A 23,919-nucleotide genomic window follows, 5' to 3' on the forward strand; every position below is an offset into this window, starting at 1 on the left:
GTCACTTGCGTATAAAATTCGTTTATTCTTTTGTGACGACATCGCGCTCTGCGTCAGCAGAAACGAATTCTTCGGACTCTTCATCATTCGGCAGAGAAAGCCCTTCGTTTTGTTTCGCGTCTTCGTCGTCTTCCAAGTCTCTCATTTCGATTTCTTCTTCGTCGCTTGATAGGATTTTGACGTCCATACCTAAGCTTTGAAGCTCTTTGATCAATACTTTGAACGATTCCGGAACACCAGGTTCTGGAACATTGTCGCCTTTTACGATGGCTTCGTATGTTTTCACACGGCCTACGACATCATCCGATTTAACAGTCAGGATTTCTTGAAGTGTATATGCTGCGCCGTAAGCTTCAAGCGCCCAAACTTCCATCTCTCCAAAACGCTGTCCACCGAACTGCGCTTTACCTCCAAGAGGCTGCTGGGTAACGAGTGAGTAAGGACCTGTAGAACGCGCGTGCAATTTGTCGTCAACCATGTGAGCCAATTTGATCATGTACATGATGCCGACAGACACCCGGTTGTCAAACGGCTCTCCAGTTCGGCCGTCGTAAAGGACTGTCTTTGCGTCCCTTGACATGCCGGCTTCTTCAAGCGTTTCCCACACATCTTCTTCGCGGGCACCGTCAAATACCGGCGACGCGACATGCAGACCGAGACGGCGTGCAGCCATACCAAGGTGCAGCTCCAACACCTGCCCGATGTTCATACGCGATGGTACGCCCAGCGGGTTTAACATGATGTCAATCGGTGTTCCGTCAGGCAGATACGGCATATCTTCCTCCGGAAGGATTTTCGAAATAACACCTTTGTTCCCGTGGCGTCCGGCCATTTTGTCCCCTTCAGAAATTTTACGTTTCTGAACGATGTAAACGCGGACGAGCTGGTTAACGCCCGGAGGCAGTTCGTCTCCGTCTTCGCGGTTGAACACTTTTACATCAAGGATGATACCGCCGCCTCCGTGAGGCACACGCAGCGACGTATCGCGGACTTCACGCGCTTTTTCGCCGAAGATGGCGTGAAGCAGGCGCTCTTCTGCAGTAAGCTCTGTAACACCTTTAGGCGTTACTTTACCAACAAGAAGATCTCCGTCTTTTACTTCAGCACCGACACGGATAATTCCGCGTTCATCGAGATTGCGAAGAGCGTCTTCACCGACGTTTGGAATATCGCGTGTAATTTCTTCAGGTCCGAGTTTTGTATCCCGGGCCTCTGATTCGTATTCCTCAATATGAATAGACGTGTATACGTCGTCTTTTACAAGGCGTTCGCTCATGATGATGGCATCCTCGTAGTTGTAGCCATCCCATGTCATAAAGCCGACCATGACGTTGCGTCCAAGGGCAAGCTCACCTTTTTCCATAGACGGACCGTCAGCTAAAATTTCACCTTTTACAACCTCATCACCGACGCTTACGATCGGACGCTGGTTGTAGCAAGTTCCCTGGTTGGAACGAACAAACTTCAGCAGGCTGTATTTATCAAGGTTTCCTTTGACTTTCTGGCCGTCGACTTCTTCATAGCGGCGCACCCAGATGTTTTTCGCTTCCACCCGTTCAACGATTCCAGGATGGCGGCAAATAACAGCGGCACCGGAGTCTTTTGCAGATACATACTCCATTCCGGTTCCGACGATCGGAGATTCAGGCTGCATAAGAGGTACAGCCTGCCGTTGCATGTTCGCTCCCATTAGGGCGCGGTTTGAGTCATCGTTTTCCAAGAAAGGAATACATGCAGTCGCGGCAGAGACAACCTGTTTAGGCGAAACGTCCATATAGTCGACGCGGTCTTTCGGAACAACGGTGTTCTCCCCTCTGAAACGGGCGACGATGCTGTCATCCACAAAAGATCCGTCATCATTCAGACGTGCGTTAGCCTGGGCAACGACATAGTTGTCTTCTTCATCTGCTGTCAAGTAATCGATTCTCGGCGTTACTTTTCCAGTCTCAGGGTCAACGCGGCGATACGGCGTTTCGATGAAGCCGAAACGGTTCACTTTCGCGAATGAAGAAAGCGAGTTGATCAAACCGATGTTTGGACCCTCAGGAGTTTCAATCGGACACATCCGGCCGTAGTGGGAATAGTGAACGTCACGGACTTCCATTCCGGCGCGCTCACGGGTCAAACCGCCCGGTCCGAGCGCTGACAGACGGCGCTTATGCGTCAGCTCAGCAAGCGGATTCGTCTGATCCATAAACTGAGAAAGCTGCGAGCTTCCGAAAAACTCTTTGATTGATGCGATGACAGGGCGAATATTGATCAGCTGCTGTGGCGTGATCGTGTTTGTATCTTGAATAGACATTCTTTCACGAACAACACGCTCCATTCTGCTTAAACCGATACGGAATTGGTTTTGCAGAAGCTCTCCCACTGAACGGAGACGGCGGTTTCCTAAATGGTCGATATCGTCGGTATCGCCCACTCCGTGAAGCAGGTTAAAGAAATAGCTGATGGAAGAGATAATATCAGAAGGTGTAATATTTTTAACGCCTTCTTCAATATAAGCATTTCCAATCACATTGATTGTCTGCTCCCCTTCTTGATCTGTCGGGGCATAGATTTTAATAGACTGAAGCGTCACTTCATCTTCAACAACTCCGCCGTTCGGATACAGCTTTTTAAAACCGATTCCGTTTTCAAGGTAAGGCAGGACTTTGTCAAGCGTTCTTCTGTCTAAAATCGCGCCTTTTTCGGCAAGAATTTCGCCTGTTTCAGGATCGATCAGCGTTTCAGCAAGCCGCTGATTAAACAGTCTGTTTTTGATGTGAAGCTTTTTATTAATTTTATAACGTCCTACACTTGCAAGGTCATATCTTTTCGGATCAAAGAACCTTGAATCAAGCAGGCTTTTTGCGTTTTCTACTGTAGGCGGCTCTCCTGGACGAAGACGCTCGTAGATTTCAAGAAGCGCTTTATCGGTGTTTTCCGTATTATCTTTATCAAGCGTATTGCGCAAATACTCGTTTTCACCGATGAGATCAATGATCTCTTGGTCAGATCCGAAGCCAAGAGCACGCAAAAGAACCGTAACCGGCAACTTACGTGTGCGATCGATGCGTACATAAACAACATCTTTCGCATCAGTCTCGTATTCTAACCATGCGCCACGGTTTGGAATGACAGTCGCGGTAAAACCTTTCTTACCGTTTTTGTCTACTTTACCACTAAAATATACACTTGGAGAACGAACGAGCTGAGATACAATGACCCGTTCCGCACCGTTGATAATAAAGGTTCCAGTGTCTGTCATAATAGGGAAATCACCCATGAAGACATCCTGATCCTTTACTTCACCGGTCTCTTTGTTGATTAAGCGGACTTTAACACGCAGCGGAGCTGAGTAGGTCACGTCGCGCTCTTTTGATTCTTCTACCGGATACTTAGGCTCGCCCAAGCTGTAGTCGATAAATTCCAGAGAGAGGTTACCAGTGAAATCCTCAATTGGCGATATGTCTTGAAACATCTCTCTAAGACCCTCATCAAGAAACCACTGATAAGAAGAGGTTTGAATTTCAATGAGATTTGGTAATTCTAACACTTCGCTAATGCGTGCATAGCTTCTGCGCTGGCGGTGTCGTCCATACTGAACTAGTTGACCTGTCAACTGATTCACCCCTCAAATCATGCGTAATATATGTGTAACAAGCATTTCTTCCGCAAATATGTAAGAAATACTTTTACAAGACAAAAGAAAAAAGGGTTTCTAATTTAGAAAACCACATCCAAAAACAAAATACCGATTTTATTAGTGTTCCCAAAAATGTATATTTTATACAAACCTAGGCGTTTCTTAAAAACAGCAGCAAAATATATACATTGGCATTTTATAATATTAACATAGCTGAAAATCCGAGTCAAACTTTTTTTGCTTTGATGATATAGTACCCTTTCTTTTTGTGAACGACTTCAACGTCCGCAAAAAGTTCTTTTAATTTTTCAATGGCAGAAGGCCCGCCTTGTTTTTTCTGAATGACGACCCACAGCTCTCCTGAAGGCCGCAAATGTTCAGCGCTTTTTTCAAAGATGGCGTGCACAGTTTTTTTCCCGGCGCGTATGGGGGGATTAGTAATAATAGAAGCGAATTTTTTTGCAGGTTCGACGTTGGCAAACAGATCACTCTGATAGATCTTCGTGTTGTCGATCTGATTATTTAACGCGTTTTCCTTCGAAAGTTCGACAGCTCTTTCATTAACATCGATCATGTGAACCATTCGATCTTCGAAATCCGCAGCAAGCGAAAGACCAATCGGGCCATAGCCGCAGCCTACATCCAAAAAATCACCTTCTGTATCCGGTTCCCGGAAAGCTTCAATCAGCAGCCTTGAGCCAAAGTCCACTTCTCTTTTTGAAAAAACTCCGCTGTCGCTGATAAAAGTAAACGTCCGGTTTCTCAAGCGAAATGCCCACGTTGATCTGCTGCTTTTTGCTGAAGGTTTTTCCGAATAATAATGGTCAGTCATCACAGAACCTCCTCAGTTGGTGAACTCTCCAGATATCTTGAAACAAGATGGCGTATCTTATGCGGAAGGGACTACAATTAATTAGCAAAGAAAAAGCCCGCTTTTAAAAGCGAGCTTTCCCCTAAAGATTAGGTGAAGATTACTTAACTTCTACAGAAGCGCCAACTTCTTCAAGTTTAGCTTTAAGCTCTTCAGCTTCTTCTTTCGCAATACCTTCTTTAAGAGGTTTTGGAGTGTTGTCAACAAGTTCTTTAGCTTCTTTCAAGCCAAGACCAGTGATTTCACGAACAACTTTAATAACTTTGATTTTTTGATCTCCTGCACCAGCAAGAACAAGATCAAATTCAGTTTTTTCTTCAGCAGCACCGCCTGCAGCAGCTCCGCCAGCTACAGCTACAGGAGCAGCAGCAGTTACGCCAAATTCTTCTTCGATTGCTTTTACTAAGTCGTTCAATTCAAGTACAGTTGCTTCTTTAACGGAAGCAATGATTTCTTCGATATTTAAAGCCATTTGTAATTCCTCCATTTTGTTTTATTTTTTAGATACTGATGCTATTAAGCGCCTTGTTCTTCCTTTTGTTCTGCAACAGCTTTAGTTGCAAGAGCAAGGTTGCGAACTGGAGCTTGAAGTACGCTAAGCAACATAGAAAGCAAGCCTTCGCGAGATGGAAGTTCAGCAAGAGCTTTCACTTCTTCAACTGTAGATACTTTGCCTTCGATTACGCCCGCTTTGATTTCAAGAGCTTCGTGCTTTTTAGCAAACTCGTTAAGAACTTTAGCTGGAGCGACAACATCTTCAGTGCTGAATGCAATCGCATTCGGTCCTGTTAAGAAATCGTTCAAACCATCAAGTTCAGCTTGTTCAACCGCACGGCGAGTCATCGTGTTTTTGTACACTTTGAACTCAACGTTAGCTTCGCGAAGCTGTTTACGAAGTTCTGTTACTTCAGCTACGTTAAGGCCGCGATAGTCAACGATGATCGTTGATTTACTTTCTTTCAGTTTAGAAGTAATTTCTTCAACAACAACTTTTTTTGTTTCAATTGCGCTGCTCATGGTTACACCTCCTGTAAGATTCATCTGTGTAACACTTATACCGTTCGGTGATCACGTTCTTTAACGACATGTTCCATATAAAAAGCCTCCATTCGACATGGAGGCTGTATATACAAGCATACGTAACGCTAGAGCTGTGATATATATACACCTCGGTAGGAGATTAAGCCTTATCGGCACCTACTGTCTACGGTATAAATGGACATATTTTATTTTTACAACGTTTTGAATTATATCAGAACGTCTTATCAAAAGTCAATATTATTTTACGTTGAAAGTTGAAGGGTCCACTTTGATTCCAGGTCCCATTGTAGATGTAACAGAAACGTTTTTCACGTATACACCTTTAGCAGCAGCAGGTTTCGCTTTCAAAATTGTGTCGTACATTGTCGCGAAGTTTTCTACAAGCTTGCCTTCTTCGAATGACACTTTTCCGATTGGAACGTGGATGTTTCCTGCTTTATCAACGCGGTATTCAACTTTACCAGCTTTGATTTCGTTGACTGCTTTTTCAACTTCGAAAGTAACCGTTCCTGTTTTAGGGTTTGGCATAAGACCTTTTGGTCCAAGCACGCGTCCGATTTTACCGACTTCACCCATCATATCAGGAGTCGCAACGATTACATCAAAATCAAACCAGCCTTGCTGAATTTTGTTGATGTAATCAGAATCGCCTACGTAGTCTGCACCAGCAGCTTCCGCTTCTTTCGCTTTTTCGCCCTTAGCGAAAACAAGAACGCGCTGAGTTTTGCCTGTTCCGTTTGGAAGTACAACTGCACCGCGGATTTGCTGGTCGTTTTTACGAGGGTCAACACCTAAACGGAATGCCGCTTCAACAGTGGCATCGAATTTAGCTGTGTTTGTTTTTTTCACAAGCTCAATCGCTTCGTTTACGTCGTAAGCTTTTGTACGCTCTACAAGCTTGGCAGCTTCGACGTATTTTTTACCTTTTTTAGCCATTTTAAAATTTCCTCCTTAGTGGTTTTAGCGGAATAACCTCCCACGAATAAGGGTTGCGAACTTGTCTGATCCAAACTCGCAACCCAGCAAAGAGACAAAAATTAGTCTTCGATCACAATACCCATACTGCGGGCAGTTCCTTCAACCATACGCATAGCCGCTTCAACATCTGCCGCATTTAAGTCAGGCATTTTTGTTTCGGCGATTTCACGTACTTTATCGCGTTTAACGGTTGCGACTTTATTACGGTTAGGCTCACCAGAACCTGACTCAATTCCAGCCGCTTTTTTAAGCAATACAGCAGCAGGCGGAGTTTTTGTGATAAATGTAAATGAACGGTCTTCGTAAACCGAAATTTCTACAGGAATGATCAGACCAGCTTGGTCAGATGTACGAGCGTTAAACTCCTTACAGAATCCCATGATGTTAACACCGGCTTGACCCAATGCAGGACCAACTGGCGGAGCTGGATTCGCTTTTCCAGCAGGAATTTGCAATTTTACAACTTTAACTACTTTTTTAGCCACGAGACACACCTCCTTAAGTCCGTGATGTGGTAATAGGGTGAACCCTCCCACTCAAGGTCTCATTCTTTATATGAATGATGAAAATATCAAGCTAGCTGCCTTGACCTTTTTGCCAAGACGCACCTTTGTATATTATCACTTTTATATAGTGATTTCAAGCGCTTTTCCATTACAATTTGTCAACTTGAGTAAATTCGAGCTCAACCGGGGTCTCTCTTCCGAACATATTAACGAATACTTTGACTTTATTTTTGTCGTGGTCGATCTCTTCGATCGTCCCTGTGAAATCAGCAAACGGGCCGTCGATCACCTTGACGGTTTCTTTTAATTCAAAGTCGATTTCTGTTTTTCTTTCTTCAAGCCCCATCCGCTTCAGAATTTTTTCCGCTTCGCCCGGAAGCAGCGCAGTCGGCTTTGAACCTGATCCGGCTGAACCGACAAACCCGGTCACGCCAGGCGTATTTCGAACAACATACCAGGAATCATCCGTCATGACTAGTTCGACAAGTACATACCCAGGGAATACTTTCTTTTTAACGACTTTTTTCTTGCCGTTTTTAATATCGGTTTCTTCCTCTTCAGGTACAACGACGCGGAATATCTTATCCTGCATCCCCATCGATTCCACCCGTTTTTCCAAATTCGCCTTTACTTTATTTTCATAGCCGGAATACGTATGAACCACATACCATTTCTTTTCCATTCTCATTCAGGACCCTTTCAGTCCTTCCCTCCCCACACCTTAAAAGTTTTTGGCCGTACCGGGAAACTGACACTTTCTTTTATACGAGCCTCATATTTTGAAACAATGAAAAAACCCGTTAAACGGGTTTTTTGGCAAGTCATATTTAGATCTATTATAACACGTTATGCTGATCATTATTCAACTATTAAACGAATTAATTGCGTAATACCCGAATCGATGAGTGCAAAAAAGATAGCGAAAAAGATAACGGTGGTGATAACAGTGATCGTATAGCGCGTTAGTTCTTTTCCTTTAGGCCAGGTGACCTTTTTCATTTCTTTTCCGACATTCTTTAAAAATTTGATAATACCCATGGTAAGAAACCTCCACAACCTAAAAACAAAAACGCCTATTTTGTTTCCAGATGTACTGTATGTGAATTGCAGTTATTGCAGTATTTCTTTACTTCGAGCCGTTCAGCCAAAGCTGCGGAGCTTTTCATTGTCGTATAATTACGACTTCCGCAATTTTTGCAGGCTAACGTTACTTTTTTCTTCATGTTTACACCTTTTTCTGGACGATCATTTTCCTAAGTAACATATCACAGTCATAAAATGACTGTCAATATGCCATAAGCATTGGCTACAAGCTGATTTCGCGGAGCTCCAGGTACTTTTCAAGCTTTCTTTTGACACGCTGGAGCGCATTATCGATCGATTTTACATGGCGGTTTAGTTCTTCGGATATTTCCTGATAGGATCTTCCGTCGAGATAGAGCGCAAGAACTTTTCTTTCTAAATCACTAAGCAATTCTCCCATTTTCAGCTCGATATCATCGAATTCTTCCTGATTGATGATCAGCTCTTCAGGATTCATAACCTTGGCTCCGGAAATCACGTCGAGAAGCGTCCGGTCTGATTCCTCGTCATAAATGGGCTTGTCCAGCGACACATAAGAATTGAGCGGAATATGTTTCTGGCGAGTAGCTGTTTTGATAGCGGTAATAATTTGGCGGGTAATGCATAATTCTGCAAAAGCTTTGAATGAAGTCAGCTTGTCCTCTCTAAAATCACGGATAGATTTGTAGAGTCCAATCATGCCTTCCTGAACGATATCTTCCCGATCAGCCCCGATTAAGAAGTAGGATCTTGCTTTTGCCCTTACAAAATTACGGTACTTTGTAATCAAGTAATCTAACGCATCACTGTCTCCGACATGAACCATTTCAATGACCTGCTCGTCTTCCAACTGGCAAAAACGTTCTTTGCTGAACTGTTCTTTGCTGAATTTTCCCTGGTTGTTTTGTAAGTTCACTCCGATCCCCCCGACCGCACGTAGATAGAAATATTATACAGTAATGGACAAAAAAGCGTCAACCTAATCCAAGTCGCCACGCCGCCATTTTTCGAAGATCTTCAAGACGTCTTCTGACAATGGAATTTTCCCCGCGGGACGTTCTGAGGTGATTTGTTTCACCCTTTTTTCGATTTGCCTTTCGATCGCTTCGACTTCCCTGAGCAGCTCCCTGGCTGATTTGCGCAGGGCCCCTTGGCCGAAAATCGCCCATTGCTCTGTGTAGTCAGATGTGGCAACATGGAGTTGCGTCTGAATATTATTCAAGTCTGACACCAGTTTCTCGATCCGTTCATCAGCCGTTTCATTTTCCCTTGTGAATATCACTTCTACGCGATGATTGACCTTCTTTTTCTCGATTCCTTTAACGAGATGCGCATCAAAGACAACGATTACCCGGAACCCAGTATACGATTGATATTCCGCCATCTTCTGTATCAACAGATCCCTTGCTTCTTCAAAACTGTTTTCTTTTAAATCTTTCAACTGAGGCCATGCCCCAATCATGTTATAACCGTCGACCAACAGGATGTCCATTCCGTCTATTCTCCCAGAGGGCTTCGTTTCCGGTACACTTCATACATCAGGAGGCCGGCTGCGACTGAGGCGTTCAGGGACGTAACTTTTCCCGCCATCGGCAGGCGGATGAGAAAATCACATTTCTCTTTTACAAGCCTTCCCATGCCTTTTCCTTCACTGCCGATGACAAGCGCAAGCGGCATATTTCCGTCGAGCGACCTGTAGTCCTGTTTTCCAGACGCATCGGTACCGACTACCCAAATGCCCCGTTGCTTCATTTCTTCCAGGGTTCGCGACAGGTTGGTCACTTTGACGACCGGAATATGTTCGATGGCTCCTGTCGAGGCTTTGGCGACAGTCGTCGTAAGGCCGACCGCGCGCCTCTTCGGGATGATGATGCCATGAGCCCCAACCGCATCTGCGGTGCGCATAATAGAGCCCAGATTGTGCGGATCCTCAATCTCGTCTAAAACGAGGATAAACGGCTGTTCATTTCTGTCTTCGGCCTTTTGAAAAAGATCATCCAGTTCGGCATACTCGTAAGCCGCGACCTGAGCGACGACGCCTTGATGCTGTCCGGAAACCATTTGATCGAGTTTTTTTCTTGGGACATAATGAATCGTGATGCCTTTTTTGGCGGCAAGTTCAACGACTTGCTGAGCCTGTCCCTTCACTGTGTTTTCCGCCATCCACAGCTTATACAATTCCCGGCCTGACTTTAATGTTTCGATGACCGCGTTTTTTCCTATGACGTAATCATGCTGCTCACTCATTTGACTTCCTCCCTGCCATCCCGTTTTTCCAGCGCTACTTTGATGAGTTCATTAAGCCTATCTTCCCTGTTCTCAAGAAAAAGATACCCGATGACCGCCTCAAAAGCCGTACTGTAACGATATGTTTGAACATCCGTATTTTTCGGTACCGTTCCGGATTTGGCATTCCGTCCTCTTCTCAGCACAGCCTGTTCTTCCTCGGTGAAAAATTTCTGCTCCTCTAGCGCAAACAGCATGCTTGCCTGCGACTTGGCAGAGACATAGCGCCTCGACTGCCTGTGCAGATCATTGGGCCTTGTCATGCCTTGCTTTAAGAGGTGATGCCTGACGTATACCTCTAATACGGCATCACCCATGTAAGCAAGCGCCAAACCATTCAGCTGTTTGGCGTCTTTAATGGTTTCCAAATTCATGTTTACGATTCTCCTCTTTTCCAGCGCGTACCCTGTGGAGTGTCCTCCAGGATAATGTTCATGCTTTTCAGCTGGTCGCGAATCTGGTCAGATGTTGCGAAGTCACGGTTTCTGCGGGCTTCATTCCGCTTCTCGATCAGTTCTTCAATGTCCTTATCCAAAAGTTCCTGTTCCTTGAGGGAGAAGCCGAGCACTGAGCAGATCTCGTCAAACAGCTGTAGAAACGCCTGAATGACATGTTCTGAAGTATTCTTTTCCTGCAGATAGTAGTTGGCGTGTTTGGCCAGATCAAACAGGACGGAAATTGCATTCGCTGTATTAAAATCATCATCCATTGCCGTTTCAAAGGCTTTTCGCTGCTCTTCAATTTTTCCGAGCCATTCTGAATCGCCCTCTGTTAAATTTGTACTGCTTTTCAGGCGATGCTGCAAATTGCTATAAGCTGTTTTTAGACGCCCAAAAGCATTTTTTGTGTTCTCAAGAAGTTCGGCCGAATAGTTGATCGGATGTCTGTAATGAACAGACAGCATGAAAAACCGCAGCACTTGGGGATCATGCTCTTTAATAATGTCATGCACAAGCACAAAGTTACCGAGCGATTTTGACATTTTCTCATTATCGATATTAATGTAGCCGTTATGAAGCCAATATTTCGCGAAAGGCTTCCCTGTCAATGCTTCCGATTGGGCAATTTCGTTTTCGTGATGCGGGAAGGTCAAATCCTGGCCGCCGGCGTGAATGTCGATCGAATCGCCCAAATATTTTTTCGCCATCGCAGAGCACTCGATATGCCAGCCGGGACGGCCTTTTCCCCAAGGGCTATCCCAGGAGATTTCGTTATCTTTCGCCGCTTTCCATAATGCGAAATCGAGCGCATCTTCTTTTTTCTCGCCCACTTGAATCCGGGCGCCTGATCTCAGCTCATCGACTGATTGATGCGACAGCTTTCCATAGCCTTCAAACGATCTTGTTTTATAATAAACATCCCCGTCTGCCTCATAAGCATAGCCCTTATCGATCAGCGTTCGAATAAAATCGATGATTTCATCCATGTTTTCAGTGACGCGCGGATGGCAGTCCGCTTTTGTGCAGCCCAGTGAACCGACATCTTCGAAGTACGCCTTAATAAAGCGTTCGGCGATGACCGGCACTTCCTCTCCAAGCTCATTTGCCGCTTTAATTAATTTGTCATCGACATCTGTAAAATTGGAGACGTATTGGACGTCATAGCCTTTATACTCCAAATACTTTCTGACCGTGTCATAGACGATCGCCGGCCTCGCGTTTCCGATGTGGATGTAGTTATATACGGTCGGCCCGCACACATACATTTTGACCTTGCCTTCTTCAAGAGGCACAAACGGCTCTTTTTTTCGTGTGAGAGTATTATACAGTTTTAGTGTCACAGCTCATCTTCCCTTTCTTTTCTCCGGAGCTCTTGTTTCAGCTGCCTGATTTCGTTTTCCAATTCTCTGAAGCGGTCAGCCACCGGATCCGGCAAGTCCTGGTGGTTCAAGTCGCGTCTGATTTTCTTTCCGTTTTGTACGACGACGCGGCCCGGGATGCCGACAACGGTGGAACATTCAGGCACATCATGCAGGACGACGGAGCCGGCGCCGATTTTCGCCCCTCTTCCGATTGTAATGGACCCAAGCACTTTTGCCCCTGTTGAGATCAGGGCATGGTCCTCGATTGTCGGATGCCTTTTGCCTTTTTCTTTTCCAGTTCCTCCTAGCGTTACGCCCTGAAAAACCGTGACATTGTTTCCGATCTCACAGGTTTCGCCGATCACAACCCCCATGCCGTGATCGATGAAAAACCTCCTGCCGATCTTGGCACCCGGGTGAATTTCGATTCCTGTAAAGAAGCGGGCGATTTGAGAGATCGTTCTGGCGATGAAAAACCTTTTTCTTTTATATAAAGCATGTGCAATTCGATGCGCCCATATAGCATGCAAACCTGAATAAGTTAAGATGACTTCAATGTAGCTTCTCGCAGCTGGATCTTGATCAAATACGACATCTACATCTTCTTTCAGCATTTTAAAGAACACATGATTCCCCCCGTTCCCCGCTTCCTTTGTCTCTATCTATTGTCAAACCATATAAAAAAACGCCTCTGTCTAATGACAGAGACGCTTTTTGACGCGCGGTTCCACTCTGTTTAGAAAACAGCACAGCTGTTTTCTCAACTCTCATCCATAACGGCGGATACCGCCTTTGAATACTTGTGTAAAAACGTTCTTCAAAGGTCTCAAGAGGTGCATTTCTAAAGCCCGGCGCTTAAGTCTTTTCCAGCCGATGAAGACTCTCTCTTTAAAGGCCCTGGCTTTATACTTATCCCTGTCAACGATTTATCTTATTGAATAATGTTATTCAGCCGTTTTAAAACGGTGTCTTTCCCCAATAATTCAATGGACTGAGGCAGTTCAGGACCGTGGGTCTGGCCTGTCGTCGCTACGCGGATCGGCATAAACAGCTTTTTCCCTTTATGTCCTGTTTCTTTTTGAACGGCTTTGATGGATGCCTTGATCTCATCTGCCGTAAACGAGTCAAGCTGCTCAAGCGTTTCGGCAAATACACGAAGCACTTCCGGAACCTGCTCTTCTTCTAAAACTGTTCTTGCTTCACGATTATACTGGATATCGTCTTTAAAGAACAACTCTGTTAACTCGACGATTTCAGCGCCGTAGCTCAACTGTTCCTGATATAGAGAAATCAGCTTGCGAACCCATTCCTGTTCGCTGCCAGTTAGCTCTTCTGAAACCTTGCCCGCTTTTTGCAAATGCGGAACGGTCAATTCGATCACCTGATCAAGATCAAGTTTTTTCACATACTGGTTGTTGACCCATTTCAGTTTATGCGTATCAAACACCGCTGGTGATTTTGACAAACGGTGTACATCAAATATCTCAATAAACTGTTCTTTTGTAAACAGTTCTTCTTCTCCGACCGGCGACCAGCCGAGAAGAGTGATGAAGTTAAACAATGCTTCCGGCAAATAGCCGAGCTCTTCGTACTGTTCGATAAACTGAATGATGGACTCATCCCGTTTGCTCAGTTTTTTACGGTTTTCATTGACGATTAATGTCATATGTCCAAATGCCGGGATGTCCCAGCCAAGGGCGTTGTAAATCATGATCTGCTTCGGCGTATTGGAAATGTGGTCTTCGCCGCGCAGGACATGCGTCATTTTCATTAAATAGTCATCGACAGCTACGGCAAAGTTGTAAGTAGGCGTTCCGTCTTTCTTCACGATAACGAAGTCGCCGATGCCGTCTGTTTCAAAAGAAATTTCTCCTTTGACGATGTCATTGAAGCTGATGACTTCTCCTTGAGGGACTTTAAAGCGGATGCTCGGCTGTCTTCCTTCAGCTTCGAGCTTTTCCTGCTCTTCTTTAGTTAAATTGCGGCACTTGCCTGAGTAGCGCGGCATTTCTCCGCGGGCAGCCTGTTCCTCGCGCTCTTTCTCAAGCTCTTCTTCCGTGCAGTAACATTTGTAGGCAAGCCCTTTTTCAAGAAGCTCCTCGTAATATGTTTTGTAAATGTCGTTTCTTTCGGATTGGCGGTATGGTCCGTATTCTCCGCCGACATCCACGCTTTCATCCCAGTCGATGCCCAGCCATTTTAAATAGTTCAGCTGGCTTTGCTCTCCGCCTTCAATGTTACGCTTCCGGTCCGTATCTTCAATGCGGATGATGAATTTTCCGCCTTGGCTCCGGGCAAACAAATAATTAAAGAGAGCGGTTCTGGCATTTCCGATATGTAAATGGCCTGTTGGGCTCGGCGCATAACGAACCCGAACTTCGTTTCCCATCTGTCTAACTTCCTTTCGTCTCTAACAGAGTTCAAATTTATTTCCTATTCTATCATCAAATGAACCTGTCTTCAAAATGAATTATACCTTTTGGAGCAGAACGGAAGCCTGAGCGGCGATTCCTTCGGCTCTTCCCGTAAATCCAAGCTTTTCGGTTGTGGTCGCTTTTACGTTAATTTGGGACATTTCCGCCTCAAGCCCTTCGGCAATTCTGGCTCTCATGTCTTCGATATACGGCGCCATTTTAGGCTTTTGGGCGATGATTGTACAATCCAGGTTCCCGAGCGTATAGCCTTTTTCCTTCACAATCATCCAGACGTGACGAAGGAGTTTGAAGGAGTCGGCATCTTTGAACTCAGGGTCGGTATCCGGAAAGTGTTTTCCGATATCGCCCTCGCCGACGGCGCCGAGACACGCATCCGCAATCGTGTGCAAAAGCACATCGGCATCCGAATGTCCGAGCAGGCCTTTTTCGTAAGGAATCGTAATTCCCCCGATAATGAGCGGCCTGCCTTCCACTAGTTGATGGACGTCAAATCCTTGGCCTATTCTAAACATGTTCATTCCTCTTTTCCGCTTCTAATATCGCTTCTGCGACAAGCAAGTCATCCGGGGTCGTCAGTTTGATGTTTTGATAATCCCCTTGAATGATTGCAACCGTACCTCCGGCTTCCTCGACCAGACTGGCGTCGTCCGTACCGAGGAAACCTTTTGTTTCAGCCTCAAGGTGAGCATTCATCAGAATAGAAAGACGAAAAGCTTGTGGGGTTTGAGCGGCCCACAAGCTTGAACGTTCAATCGTTCCGGCTACTTCACCGTCTTGAACGCGTTTGATCGTGTCTTTAACAGGTACGGCAACGATAGCAGCCCCTGTTTCCTTCGCTTTCTCGACAAGCTGTTCGATATATTCCCGTTTAATAAAGGGTCTTGCTCCGTCATGGACGAGGACCGTTTCCTCTTTGCCGGCCGCTTTAATACCCGCAAATACGCTTTGCTGGCGTTCTCTTCCGCCCGGAACCATCTCGATCGGCGTTGTAAAATGATAGGTTTTTAAAAGGGTGCTGAATTCACCGAATTCCTGTTCATTGATGACAAGAATGATCCTTTTGCAGGCATCATGGTTTTCAAACACCTTTAATGTATGAATAATCACAGGTATTCCTTTCGCCTCGATAAACAGTTTGTTTTTCCCGGCATTCATTCGTTTACCTTGTCCGGCGGCAGGAATGACGACTTCGTAATTCATTTTATTTCTCCCTTTTTCAAAGCGCCTTTTCCAGCAGTTTTGGCTTGGCGAATATCATTCTGCCAGCCGCTGTCTGCAGCACGCTGGTCACGAGCACGTCGATATGTTTGCCGATATAATTTCGTCCTTCTTCCACGACAATCATCGTGCCGTCGTCCAGATAAGCCACGCCCTGATTATGTTCTTTCCCGTCTTTGATGACCTGCACCTTCATTTCTTCTCCCGGAAGCACGACAGGTTTGACGGCGTTGGCAAGGTCGTTGATGTTCAATACGGCAACCTTTTGGAGCTCGCATACTTTGTTCAAATTGAAATCGTTGGTAACGACAACGCCTGAGGTCAATTTCGCCAGTTTGACAAGCTTGCTGTCGACCTCTTGAATATCTTCAAAATCGCCTTCATAAATTTCAACTTTGATATCGAGCTCTTTCTGGATCCGATTTAAAATATCCAGTCCTCTCCGTCCTCTGTTTCGTTTGAGGACGTCTGAAGAGTCGGCGATATGCTGCAGCTCCTCAAGCACAAACTGAGGAATCACAATGACGCCTTCAAGAAATCCGGTCTGACAAATATCAGCAATTCTCCCATCTATAATAACACTTGTGTCTAAAATTTTCAGCTTTTTGTCTTCTTCAGGACGCTCTTCCTCAGCAGAACCTTTTTTCTTTCTCGATGTGAAAAGTGTCAGCATTTCATCCTTTTTCTTGAAACCTACACGGAATCCGAGATAGCCGAGAAATGCGGCCAACACAATCGGAATGACCGTGCTGATCAACTGATAAGGGATGTCTTTTAACGGAATGACATTGACGATAAGATAAGCGAGCATAAGTCCGAAGATTAATCCCAAAGAGCCGAACAATAAATCTGAGACAGGTGCTTTGATCAAGGAATCCTCAATTTGTTTCACCCAGTTGATGACATGATCCGCACACCAGATGCCCAGAAGAAAAAAGATGATAGCTCCTAAACAAGCGGACGCATACGGGTTTGTTACTAAAGGTATGTCCTGTACATTTAACAGCACAAACAATTCCGGTATGAGAAAAATACCGATAACGCCTCCCAAAATCGCAAAGAACGCTTGAACTATTCGTTTCAACATACCTTCACCTCCTTTAAAATAATCGTTTTAATTTTTATGAATGCAGCTGTTTCAACCGGAAAAAGGGAAAACAAAAAGTAAGAATAATATACCCATAAATTGCAAATTTTAATCACTTTTAGAAATTTTTCTCACAGCTGCCTGTCAGTATAATGTTTCTCCTGAAGTCTCTTTAACCCTTTCTTTATCTTTTGGGCACGGACCGCCCCAATTCCTTCCACTTCATCCAATTCTTTTACATCCGCTTCGATAATGAGCTTTAAATGGCCGAATGCTTCGACAACATTTTCTACGATCGGCATCGGGAGACGGGGGATTTTGTGAAGGAGCCTGTAGCCTCTCGGGAAAACGTATTCCTCCATATTCGTAGTTGCTGAATAGCCTAAAAGCTTAAGGAGAATCGAGTCATCCAGCAATTCGAAACTCGACATATCCTGTAGCTGCTTCAGCAGGACAAACGGGTCTTTGATTTTTTCTTTCACATAATCTTTAACGAACAGCGCCGCTTCCTGCTCCATATCAGTGATCAGTTCACTAACCTGGAGCCTGATGAGATGGCCTTCTGTTCCAAGCTCTTTAATATACATATTAATTTCGTTTTTGATTCTGAGCACCATTTCATATCGATGCAGAACAGAGATGACATCCCCAAATGTCACAAGCTCTTCAAACTCCAGCGCATTCAAATTGGAAATCGCATGGTCCAAAATGAGTTTGTATTTTTCGAGTGTCTGAATCGCCTGATTGGCTTTTGTTAAGATAAAGCCGATATCTTTGAGTATATATTTCATATTTTCCTGATAGAGCGTAATCACATTCCGCCTTTCAGAAATTGCAATGATCAGACAGCCGGTCTGCTTGGCCACACGCTCGGCCGTTCTGTGCCTCATGCCCGTCTCAGAGGATGGTATCGTCGCCTCAGGCATAAGCTGCGTATTGGCATATAGAATTTTCTGCCCTGAATCGCTGAGAATAATCGCCCCGTCCATTTTAGCCAGCTCGTACAGATGAGCCGGAGAGAAAGAAGAATTAATGTGGAACCCTCCGTCAACCACTTCTTTCACTTTATCATTGAAGCCGACCACGATTAATCCGCCTGTTTTGGCCCGAAGGACGTTTTCGATTCCCTCGCGAAGAGGTGTGCCGGGGGCGACAAACTGCAATATTTCTGAAAGGTCCTGTTTCGCTCCTTTTTTGTCTTTTTCCATATATTATGATCCTCCTAATGAAGCTCGAAGGGCCTCAGCTACATTTTCAACACCGACGACTTCAATTCCTTTCGGCTTTGTCCATCCTTCCACATTTGCAGAAGGAATAATCATTCTTTTAAAACCAAGCTTCGCCGCTTCCTGCACCCTCTGTTCTATCCTTGATACTCTGCGGACTTCCCCTGTCAAGCCGACTTCGCCGATAAAACAATCCGTCGGATGAGGCGGGGTGTCTCTGAAGCTTGAGGCGATGCTCACCGCAACGGCGAGGTCGATCGCCGGCTCGTCCAGCTTGACGCCGCCGGCGACTTTTAAATAGGCGTCTTGATTTTGCAGCAGCAGCCCCACCCTTTTTTCTAAAACCGCCATCAGCAATGAGACGCGGTTATGATCAATTCCGGTTGCCATCCTGCGCGGATTTCCAAAACTCGTCGGGGAAATCAGCGCCTGAATCTCTACTAAGACCGGCCTCGTGCCTTCCATTGAAGCCACGACACTCGAGCCGGCTGCTCCAGCCGAGCGCTCTTCGAGAAAGATCTCCGACGGATTCAGCACTTCTGTCAGGCCCTCTTCCCTCATTTCAAAGATTCCCATTTCATTCGTTGATCCAAACCGGTTTTTGACGGCTCTTAAAATCCGAAATGTATGATGCCGCTCACCTTCAAAATAAAGGACGGTGTCGACCATATGTTCCAGAAGTCTCGGTCCGGCAATCGAACCTTCTTTTGTGACATGCCCGACGATAAATATCGGAATCCCTTTTGTTTTTGCAATTCTCATCAGCTCAGCGGTGCATTCCCTGACCTGGGACACGCTGCCTGGAGCAGATGTAATATCACTTTGGTAAACGGTTTGAATCGAATCAACCACCACGAATGATGGATTCATCTCTTCTATAGAAGACGTAATATACTCCATATCGGTTTCAGATAAAACGTGAAGAGTGGGACTGTTGATGCCTAGACGGTCTGCTCTCAGCTTTGTCTGCTTGACCGATTCTTCACCTGAGATGTACAGGACATTTTCTTTTGAATCAGCGAGCTGGGCAGATACTTGAAGCAGCAAGGTTGATTTCCCGATGCCGGGATCGCCTCCGATTAAAACGAGTGAACCTTTGACAATACCGTTTCCCAAGACGCGGTTGAATTCGCCCAGTTTCGTTTTAATTCGCGGCTCTTCTGTTGTTTCGATTGAAGTGAGAGGTGAAGGCTTTTGCACCGTTTGAACGGAATGTGAAAAAGCGGTTCTTCTGTTGGCGGCGGGTTTTTTTATCGTTTCTTCCACCATGGTATTCCATGTGCCGCATCCGGGGCACTTCCCCATCCACTTGGCGGATTCGTAACCGCATGAGTGACAAATGAATTTAGTCTTTGTTTTAGCCATTGATTTTTCAAAACGCTCCCTTTATAAGAAAGTGAGGCATACTGATGAACATCGTATGCCTCTTTCTTTTGTCTCTATATTAGTTCGTTTTAGCTTCGGTTTTTACGACAAATTCTCCGCCTTCTACATCCAAAACAATATGCTGGCCTTTTTCAATATGGCCTTTCAGGAGCTCTTCAGACAGCCGGTCCTCCACGTGTTTTTGGATTGCTCTTCTGAGAGGGCGCGCCCCGTATTCGAGATCCACGCCTTCATCGGCAATTTTTTCTTTAGCCGCTTCAGTCAGCTCAATTGACAGATCCTGTTCTTTCAGACGCTTAGTTAATTGTTCTGACATGAGGGATACAATATCTTTCAAATGTTTTTTCTCCAAAGAGTGGAAGACGATAATCTCATCAATCCGGTTGATAAATTCAGGTCTGAAGGCACGTTTTAATTCGCCCATGACTTTGTCTTTCATATCTTTATAATTCTGGGTTTCATCCTGCACATTAAACCCGACGTATTTATTTCTTCTCAGTTCGCTCGCACCGACGTTTGATGTCATGATCAAAATCGTATTTCTAAAGTCGACCGTGCGCCCTTTTGAATCAGTCAGGCGACCGTCTTCAAGCACTTGCAGCAAAATATTGAAGACATCAGGGTGCGCTTTTTCGATTTCGTCAAGCAAGACGACGGAATACGGTTTTCTTCTCACTTTTTCAGTGAGCTGTCCGCCTTCATCATAGCCGACATATCCCGGAGGGGAACCGACGAGTCTTGATGTTGAATGTTTTTCCATATACTCGGACATATCGATGCGAATCATGGCTTCTTCATCGCCGAAAATGGACTCGGCAAGTGCACGGGCAAGCTCCGTTTTTCCTACGCCTGTAGGGCCGAGGAAAATAAAAGAACCGATAGGACGTTTTGGATCTTTTAAGCCGGCACGCGCGCGTCTGACTGCTTTGGCAACCGCAACGACAGCCTCATCTTGGCCGATAACGCGGGAATGAAGAATGCTCTCCATGTTCAGTAATTTGTCTGTTTCAGTCTGCGCAATTTTCGAAACCGGCACTCCGGTCCAGCTTGAAACAACCATTGCAATATCGTCGACGGTCACTTCTGAATTTTCCTGTCCCTGCTTTTCTTTCCAGGTTTTCTTGGTTTCTTCGACCTGTTCGCGCAGGCGCTGCTCCGTATCCCGTAATGACGCTGCTTTTTCGAATTCCTGGCTTTGGACAGCGGCATCTTTTTCTTTCCTTACTTCATCAAGCTTTTGTTCAAGCTCTTTTAAGTTCGGAGGCGTTGTAAATGAACGCAGGCGAACCTTTGAACCGGCTTCATCGATTAAGTCGATCGCCTTGTCAGGCAGAAAACGGTCCGAAATATACCGGTCTGACAGCTTCACAGCCGCTTCAATCGCTTCATCCGTAATCGATACGCGGTGGTGGGCTTCATAGCGGTCTCTGAGACCTCTCAATATTTGAATGCTCTCTTCAGGAGACGGCTGGTCAACCTGAATCGGCTGAAAACGCCGTTCGAGTGCAGCATCTTTTTCAATGTATTTGCGGTATTCATCAAGGGTTGTCGCTCCGATACATTGCAGCTCTCCGCGCGCCAGAGACGGTTTAAGGATATTGGAGGCATCGATGGCCCCTTCCGCTCCCCCGGCTCCGATGAGAGTATGCAGCTCATCGATAAAGAGGATGATATTTCCCGCTTGACGAATTTCGTCCATCACTTTTTTCAGGCGGTCTTCAAATTCACCGCGGTATTTCGTACCGGCGACAACCGTTCCCATATCAAGCGTCATAACTCGCTTATCGCGGAGAATCTCCGGTACTTCGTTATTGATGATCTGCTGGGCGAGGCCTTCGGCAATCGCTGTCTTACCGACACCGGGCTCCCCAATTAACACAGGGTTGTTTTTCGTTCTGCGGCTCAGCACTTCAATTACGCGCTGAATTTCTTTGCTTCTGCCGATTACGGGGTCAAGGCTGTCTTCTTTTGCAATCGCCGTGAGATCCCTGGCAAGACTGTCTAAGGTTGGTGTGTTGGCATTGCTGTTGGCGCCTGAAGCAGCGCCACCGCTCTCATTGCTGCCCAACAGCTGCAATACTTGCTGTCTCGCTTTGTTTAAGCTGACGCCTAAATTATTCAGCACCCTTGCTGCAACACCTTCCCCTTCTCGGATTAAGCCGAGGAGGATGTGTTCAGTTCCAACGTAGGAGTGACCAAGCTTTCTTGCTTCATCCATTGCCAGTTCAGTCACTTTTTTGGCTCTCGGTGTGTAATGGATCGATTGTGACATCTCTTGCCCTCGGCCAATGAGGCTTTCAACTTCTTTTTGAATCTTGTCAGGGCTGAGTCCTAATGCCTGCAGCGCCTTTGCAGCAATCCCTTCTCCCTCGCGGACAAGGCCGAGGAGAATATGTTCTGTTCCAATGTTATTATGGCCCAGACGCAGAGCTTCTTCTTGAGCAAGCGCCAATACTTTTTGTGCTCTTTCTGTGAATCTTCCAAACATCATATCGTTTCATCCTCCTGTCTATTGCCGTTGTTTTCTAATTTCAGACGCTCCCTGATAAGAGCAGCCCGCCTGATGTCCCTCTCGTTTGGCCTTAAGACTCCTCCTGAATATTGCTGGAGAAATCCAGGCTGCGTGAGGATCATCAGCTCATTAAGTATATTGCTGGAAAGACCTTTTATTATCCCCAGGTCAATTCCAAGACGAACGTCTGAAAGACATCTTGCTGTTTCTTTCGATTCGATCATCCGGCAATTGGACAGTACGCCGTAAGATCTGTAGACGCGGTCTTCAAGCTCGATTTGCGAAGTCTGATAAAGCGCCTTTCTTGCTGAACGCTCTTGTTCGATCAACTGAGCAACGACGCTGTTCAGATCTTCGACAATGTCGTGTTCCGATTTACCGAGGGTAATTTGGTTGGAAATTTGAAAGATATTCCCTAATGCTTCGCTGCCTTCACCGTAAATTCCTCTAACAACAAGCCCCAATTGATTAATTGCCGGAATAATTCTGTTTATTTGCCTAGTTAACACTAAAGCAGGAAGGTGCATCATGACAGAAGCTCTAAGCCCGGTTCCGACATTTGTAGGACAGCTGGTCAAGTAGCCTCTTTGTTCTGAAAAAGCATAGTCAATCCGTTCTTCAATCCAATCGTCCACCTGATTTGCTGCTTTTAATGCTTCTGAAAGCTGAAATCCCGGGAACAGACATTGAATGCGAATATGATCTTCCTCATTCAGCATAATACTCACTTCTTCATTTTCAGAAAGAAGGCATGCGCCAAAGGAAGCTTCCGTCAAATGCGGACTGATCAGATGTTTTTCTACAAGAACCCTTTTTTCCAAAGGCTGGACCTGATCCATTTTCACAAGCTCGAATTTCCCGATACCTGGCACTTCATAGCCTGTGAATTGTTCTTCAAACAATGTAATAATCGCTGAAGCCTCTTCGTTTGAAAAAAGCGTTGGAAAACGAACTTTATCCAAGTTGCGAGCAAGACGGATCCGGCTGCTAAGCACGATGTCACTTTCAGGGCCTTCCTGCCGCATCCAATTGCTTAAAGCATTCTGAATAAAATGCTGCAGTGACATCAGTCCTCCTCCTCCTTGTTTGCATTCAGGTTTTGTTCAAGCGACCTGATCTGGTCTCTAATGTTGGCTGCTTTTTCAAATTCCTCCTGCTGAATTAATTCTTTCAGCTCTTTTTTCAATGCTTCAATTTGTCTTCTTACATGCAGGTTACCGCCGATCCGCTTTGGTATTTTACCGGCATGGACCGTGTTCCCGCTGTGAACTTTCCTTAAAACCGGAGTGATATAGGAATGGAAGGTTTTATAACATTCCGAACATCCAAATCGGCCTGTTTTTCGAAATTCCGGAAATGTCATATTGCATTTTTTGCATCTCAGAACCTGGTCCGGCTGTTGAAAAAGCTGAGCCTCGCTGCTGTTAGTAAAAGACGAGTCAAAATTCAGCAGTCCGGATAATAAATTATGGATGGAAAATCCGCCACTTTCATTCATAGAATATGACTCACTGTTTTCTTTCGCACATTGTTCACAGATATGCATTTCTTTTTTTTCGCCATTAATGACTTTCGTAAAGTGAAAAGTTGCTGGTCTTTCTTTACACTCTTGACATATCACGCTTCTCACCCGCTTTACTTAAATTTAAGTGACGTAAGCATGGCTTTCATCATTCTTGCTCTTAATTCGTCTCGTTCAGGCAAATCAATATATAATACAGAACGATCCATGACACTCACCATCAATTTTGCTTCACTTTTTGTAATGACACCATTTTCTAACAGCCTTAAAATGATATCGTCTGAAGCAGCCTGGGAGAGCCTTGTATAGATATGATTCATAATGTTGTCAATCAAATCAATTTTATCGTTCATTTTAATT

Annotated in this window: 25 protein-coding genes and 2 other annotated features (1 of these 27 running past the window's edge); all 25 genes read right to left on the reverse strand. The window is 45.3% G+C overall.

Annotated features, from left to right (window positions below; all coding sequences use genetic code 11):
- Positions 1-22 precede the first annotated feature (22 nt).
- The gene (rpoB, locus tag M1E06_RS21100; protein WP_020449852.1) at positions 23-3,604 is read right to left on the reverse strand and encodes a DNA-directed RNA polymerase subunit beta; all 3,582 of its coding nucleotides are present in this window, start codon (positions 3,602-3,604) and stop codon (positions 23-25) included.
- A 250-nt stretch (positions 3,605-3,854) separates the two neighbouring features.
- Positions 3,855-4,460 (reverse strand): class I SAM-dependent methyltransferase, encoded by a 606-nt coding sequence (locus M1E06_RS21105; RefSeq protein WP_020449851.1) that lies wholly within the window; start codon positions 4,458-4,460, stop codon positions 3,855-3,857.
- A gap of 139 nt (positions 4,461-4,599) precedes the next feature.
- The gene (gene rplL, locus M1E06_RS21110; RefSeq protein ID WP_003178305.1) at positions 4,600-4,971 is read right to left on the reverse strand and encodes a 50S ribosomal protein L7/L12; all 372 of its coding nucleotides are present in this window, start codon (positions 4,969-4,971) and stop codon (positions 4,600-4,602) included.
- 44 nt (positions 4,972-5,015) lie between these two features.
- Positions 5,016-5,516 (reverse strand): 50S ribosomal protein L10, encoded by a 501-nt coding sequence (rplJ, locus tag M1E06_RS21115; RefSeq protein ID WP_003178304.1) that lies wholly within the window; start codon positions 5,514-5,516, stop codon positions 5,016-5,018.
- Between the two features lie 69 nt (positions 5,517-5,585).
- Positions 5,586-5,727 (reverse strand) — a sequence feature (ribosomal protein L10 leader region).
- 50 nt (positions 5,728-5,777) lie between these two features.
- Positions 5,778-6,476 (reverse strand): 50S ribosomal protein L1, encoded by a 699-nt coding sequence (gene rplA / locus M1E06_RS21120; RefSeq protein ID WP_020449850.1) that lies wholly within the window; start codon positions 6,474-6,476, stop codon positions 5,778-5,780.
- 101 nt (positions 6,477-6,577) lie between these two features.
- On the reverse strand, positions 6,578-7,003 hold the full coding sequence (gene rplK / locus M1E06_RS21125) for a 50S ribosomal protein L11 (protein WP_003178300.1): 426 nt from the start codon (positions 7,001-7,003) through the stop codon (positions 6,578-6,580).
- A gap of 169 nt (positions 7,004-7,172) precedes the next feature.
- Positions 7,173-7,706 (reverse strand): transcription termination/antitermination protein NusG, encoded by a 534-nt coding sequence (gene nusG / locus M1E06_RS21130; protein WP_003178298.1) that lies wholly within the window; start codon positions 7,704-7,706, stop codon positions 7,173-7,175.
- 176 nt (positions 7,707-7,882) lie between these two features.
- Positions 7,883-8,062: a preprotein translocase subunit SecE gene (secE, locus tag M1E06_RS21135; protein WP_003178291.1), complete on the reverse strand. Its 180-nt coding sequence runs from the start codon at positions 8,060-8,062 to the stop codon at positions 7,883-7,885.
- Positions 8,063-8,097: 35 nt separating this feature from the next.
- The gene (gene rpmG / locus M1E06_RS21140) at positions 8,098-8,247 is read right to left on the reverse strand and encodes a 50S ribosomal protein L33 (RefSeq protein ID WP_020449849.1); all 150 of its coding nucleotides are present in this window, start codon (positions 8,245-8,247) and stop codon (positions 8,098-8,100) included.
- A gap of 83 nt (positions 8,248-8,330) precedes the next feature.
- Complete coding sequence (sigH, locus tag M1E06_RS21145) at positions 8,331-9,002, reverse strand: RNA polymerase sporulation sigma factor SigH (RefSeq protein ID WP_003178288.1); 672 nt, start codon at positions 9,000-9,002, stop codon at positions 8,331-8,333.
- Between the two features lie 63 nt (positions 9,003-9,065).
- Complete coding sequence (gene rae1 / locus M1E06_RS21150) at positions 9,066-9,578, reverse strand: ribosome-dependent mRNA decay endonuclease Rae1/YacP (RefSeq protein ID WP_020449848.1); 513 nt, start codon at positions 9,576-9,578, stop codon at positions 9,066-9,068.
- A gap of 5 nt (positions 9,579-9,583) precedes the next feature.
- Positions 9,584-10,333, reverse strand: a complete 750-nt coding sequence (gene rlmB, locus M1E06_RS21155) for a 23S rRNA (guanosine(2251)-2'-O)-methyltransferase RlmB (RefSeq protein WP_023855918.1) — start codon at positions 10,331-10,333, stop codon at positions 9,584-9,586.
- Entirely contained in the window at positions 10,330-10,746 is a 417-nt protein-coding gene (locus M1E06_RS21160) for a Mini-ribonuclease 3 (protein WP_020449846.1), read from the reverse strand. Before M1E06_RS21160 ends, rlmB begins: the two co-directional genes overlap by 4 nt.
- Positions 10,747-10,748: 2 nt before the next feature.
- Positions 10,749-12,152 (reverse strand): cysteine--tRNA ligase, encoded by a 1,404-nt coding sequence (gene cysS, locus M1E06_RS21165; RefSeq protein ID WP_020449845.1) that lies wholly within the window; start codon positions 12,150-12,152, stop codon positions 10,749-10,751.
- Positions 12,149-12,799, reverse strand: coding sequence for a serine O-acetyltransferase (cysE, locus tag M1E06_RS21170; RefSeq protein ID WP_020449844.1), 651 nt, complete (start codon positions 12,797-12,799; stop codon positions 12,149-12,151). The genes cysS and cysE overlap by 4 nt, the downstream gene beginning before the upstream one ends.
- A gap of 74 nt (positions 12,800-12,873) precedes the next feature.
- Positions 12,874-13,104, reverse strand: a binding site (T-box leader).
- Positions 13,105-14,562 (reverse strand): glutamate--tRNA ligase, encoded by a 1,458-nt coding sequence (gene gltX, locus M1E06_RS21175; protein ID WP_020449843.1) that lies wholly within the window; start codon positions 14,560-14,562, stop codon positions 13,105-13,107.
- A gap of 81 nt (positions 14,563-14,643) precedes the next feature.
- Complete coding sequence (gene ispF / locus M1E06_RS21180) at positions 14,644-15,120, reverse strand: 2-C-methyl-D-erythritol 2,4-cyclodiphosphate synthase (RefSeq protein ID WP_020449842.1); 477 nt, start codon at positions 15,118-15,120, stop codon at positions 14,644-14,646.
- Positions 15,113-15,808 (reverse strand): 2-C-methyl-D-erythritol 4-phosphate cytidylyltransferase, encoded by a 696-nt coding sequence (ispD, locus tag M1E06_RS21185; RefSeq protein WP_020449841.1) that lies wholly within the window; start codon positions 15,806-15,808, stop codon positions 15,113-15,115. The genes ispF and ispD overlap by 8 nt, the downstream gene beginning before the upstream one ends.
- Before the next feature lie 16 nt (positions 15,809-15,824).
- Positions 15,825-16,913: a PIN/TRAM domain-containing protein gene (locus tag M1E06_RS21190; RefSeq protein WP_009330350.1), complete on the reverse strand. Its 1,089-nt coding sequence runs from the start codon at positions 16,911-16,913 to the stop codon at positions 15,825-15,827.
- 131 nt (positions 16,914-17,044) lie between these two features.
- Positions 17,045-18,121: a DNA integrity scanning diadenylate cyclase DisA gene (disA, locus tag M1E06_RS21195; RefSeq protein ID WP_020449840.1), complete on the reverse strand. Its 1,077-nt coding sequence runs from the start codon at positions 18,119-18,121 to the stop codon at positions 17,045-17,047.
- Between the two features lie 3 nt (positions 18,122-18,124).
- Positions 18,125-19,504, reverse strand: a complete 1,380-nt coding sequence (radA, locus tag M1E06_RS21200; protein ID WP_020449839.1) for a DNA repair protein RadA — start codon at positions 19,502-19,504, stop codon at positions 18,125-18,127.
- 79 nt (positions 19,505-19,583) lie between these two features.
- Entirely contained in the window at positions 19,584-22,016 is a 2,433-nt protein-coding gene (clpC, locus tag M1E06_RS21205; RefSeq protein ID WP_020449838.1) for an ATP-dependent protease ATP-binding subunit ClpC, read from the reverse strand.
- Positions 22,013-23,104 carry a protein arginine kinase gene (locus tag M1E06_RS21210; RefSeq protein WP_023855926.1) on the reverse strand — a complete coding sequence of 364 codons (1,092 nt, stop codon included), beginning with the start codon at positions 23,102-23,104 and terminating at the stop codon, positions 22,013-22,015. Before M1E06_RS21210 ends, clpC begins: the two co-directional genes overlap by 4 nt.
- Entirely contained in the window at positions 23,104-23,658 is a 555-nt protein-coding gene (locus M1E06_RS21215; RefSeq protein WP_003178271.1) for a UvrB/UvrC motif-containing protein, read from the reverse strand. The genes M1E06_RS21210 and M1E06_RS21215 overlap by 1 nt, the downstream gene beginning before the upstream one ends.
- 14 nt (positions 23,659-23,672) lie before the next feature.
- Positions 23,673-23,919, reverse strand: the 3' portion of a protein-coding gene (locus M1E06_RS21220; RefSeq protein ID WP_020449835.1) for a CtsR family transcriptional regulator. The gene runs 218 nt beyond the window's last position; the window shows 247 of its 465 coding nt (coding positions 219-465); its start codon lies off the right edge, out of view; its stop codon occupies positions 23,673-23,675.

The sequence above is a fragment of the Bacillus sp. AK124 genome (assembly GCF_053903085.1).

Bases quoted from the DNA above. Each gene is read 5' to 3' on its own strand.
- rlmB (WP_023855918.1), bottom strand. From the start codon at position 10,333: ATGAGTGAGCAGCATGATTACGTCATAGGAAAAAACGCGGTCATCGAA.
- M1E06_RS21210 (WP_023855926.1), bottom strand. From the start codon at position 23,104: ATGTCACTGCAGCATTTTATTCAGAATGCTTTAAGCAATTGGATGCGG.
- rpmG (WP_020449849.1), bottom strand. From the start codon at position 8,247: ATGAAGAAAAAAGTAACGTTAGCCTGCAAAAATTGCGGAAGTCGTAAT.
- M1E06_RS21105 (WP_020449851.1), bottom strand. From the start codon at position 4,460: ATGACTGACCATTATTATTCGGAAAAACCTTCAGCAAAAAGCAGCAGA.
- rplJ (WP_003178304.1), bottom strand. From the start codon at position 5,516: ATGAGCAGCGCAATTGAAACAAAAAAAGTTGTTGTTGAAGAAATTACT.
- rplL (WP_003178305.1), bottom strand. From the start codon at position 4,971: ATGGCTTTAAATATCGAAGAAATCATTGCTTCCGTTAAAGAAGCAACT.
- M1E06_RS21160 (WP_020449846.1), bottom strand. From the start codon at position 10,746: ATGAATTTGGAAACCATTAAAGACGCCAAACAGCTGAATGGTTTGGCG.
- M1E06_RS21190 (WP_009330350.1), bottom strand. From the start codon at position 16,913: ATGTTGAAACGAATAGTTCAAGCGTTCTTTGCGATTTTGGGAGGCGTT.
- ispF (WP_020449842.1), bottom strand. From the start codon at position 15,120: ATGTTTAGAATAGGCCAAGGATTTGACGTCCATCAACTAGTGGAAGGC.
- nusG (WP_003178298.1), bottom strand. From the start codon at position 7,706: ATGGAAAAGAAATGGTATGTGGTTCATACGTATTCCGGCTATGAAAAT.
- disA (WP_020449840.1), bottom strand. From the start codon at position 18,121: ATGGAAAAAGACAAAAAAGGAGCGAAACAGGACCTTTCAGAAATATTG.
- gltX (WP_020449843.1), bottom strand. From the start codon at position 14,562: ATGGGAAACGAAGTTCGGGTTCGTTATGCGCCGAGCCCAACAGGCCAT.
- radA (WP_020449839.1), bottom strand. From the start codon at position 19,504: ATGGCTAAAACAAAGACTAAATTCATTTGTCACTCATGCGGTTACGAA.
- ispD (WP_020449841.1), bottom strand. From the start codon at position 15,808: ATGAATTACGAAGTCGTCATTCCTGCCGCCGGACAAGGTAAACGAATG.
- clpC (WP_020449838.1), bottom strand. From the start codon at position 22,016: ATGATGTTTGGAAGATTCACAGAAAGAGCACAAAAAGTATTGGCGCTT.
- secE (WP_003178291.1), bottom strand. From the start codon at position 8,062: ATGGGTATTATCAAATTTTTAAAGAATGTCGGAAAAGAAATGAAAAAG.
- rplA (WP_020449850.1), bottom strand. From the start codon at position 6,476: ATGGCTAAAAAAGGTAAAAAATACGTCGAAGCTGCCAAGCTTGTAGAG.
- rae1 (WP_020449848.1), bottom strand. From the start codon at position 9,578: ATGGACATCCTGTTGGTCGACGGTTATAACATGATTGGGGCATGGCCT.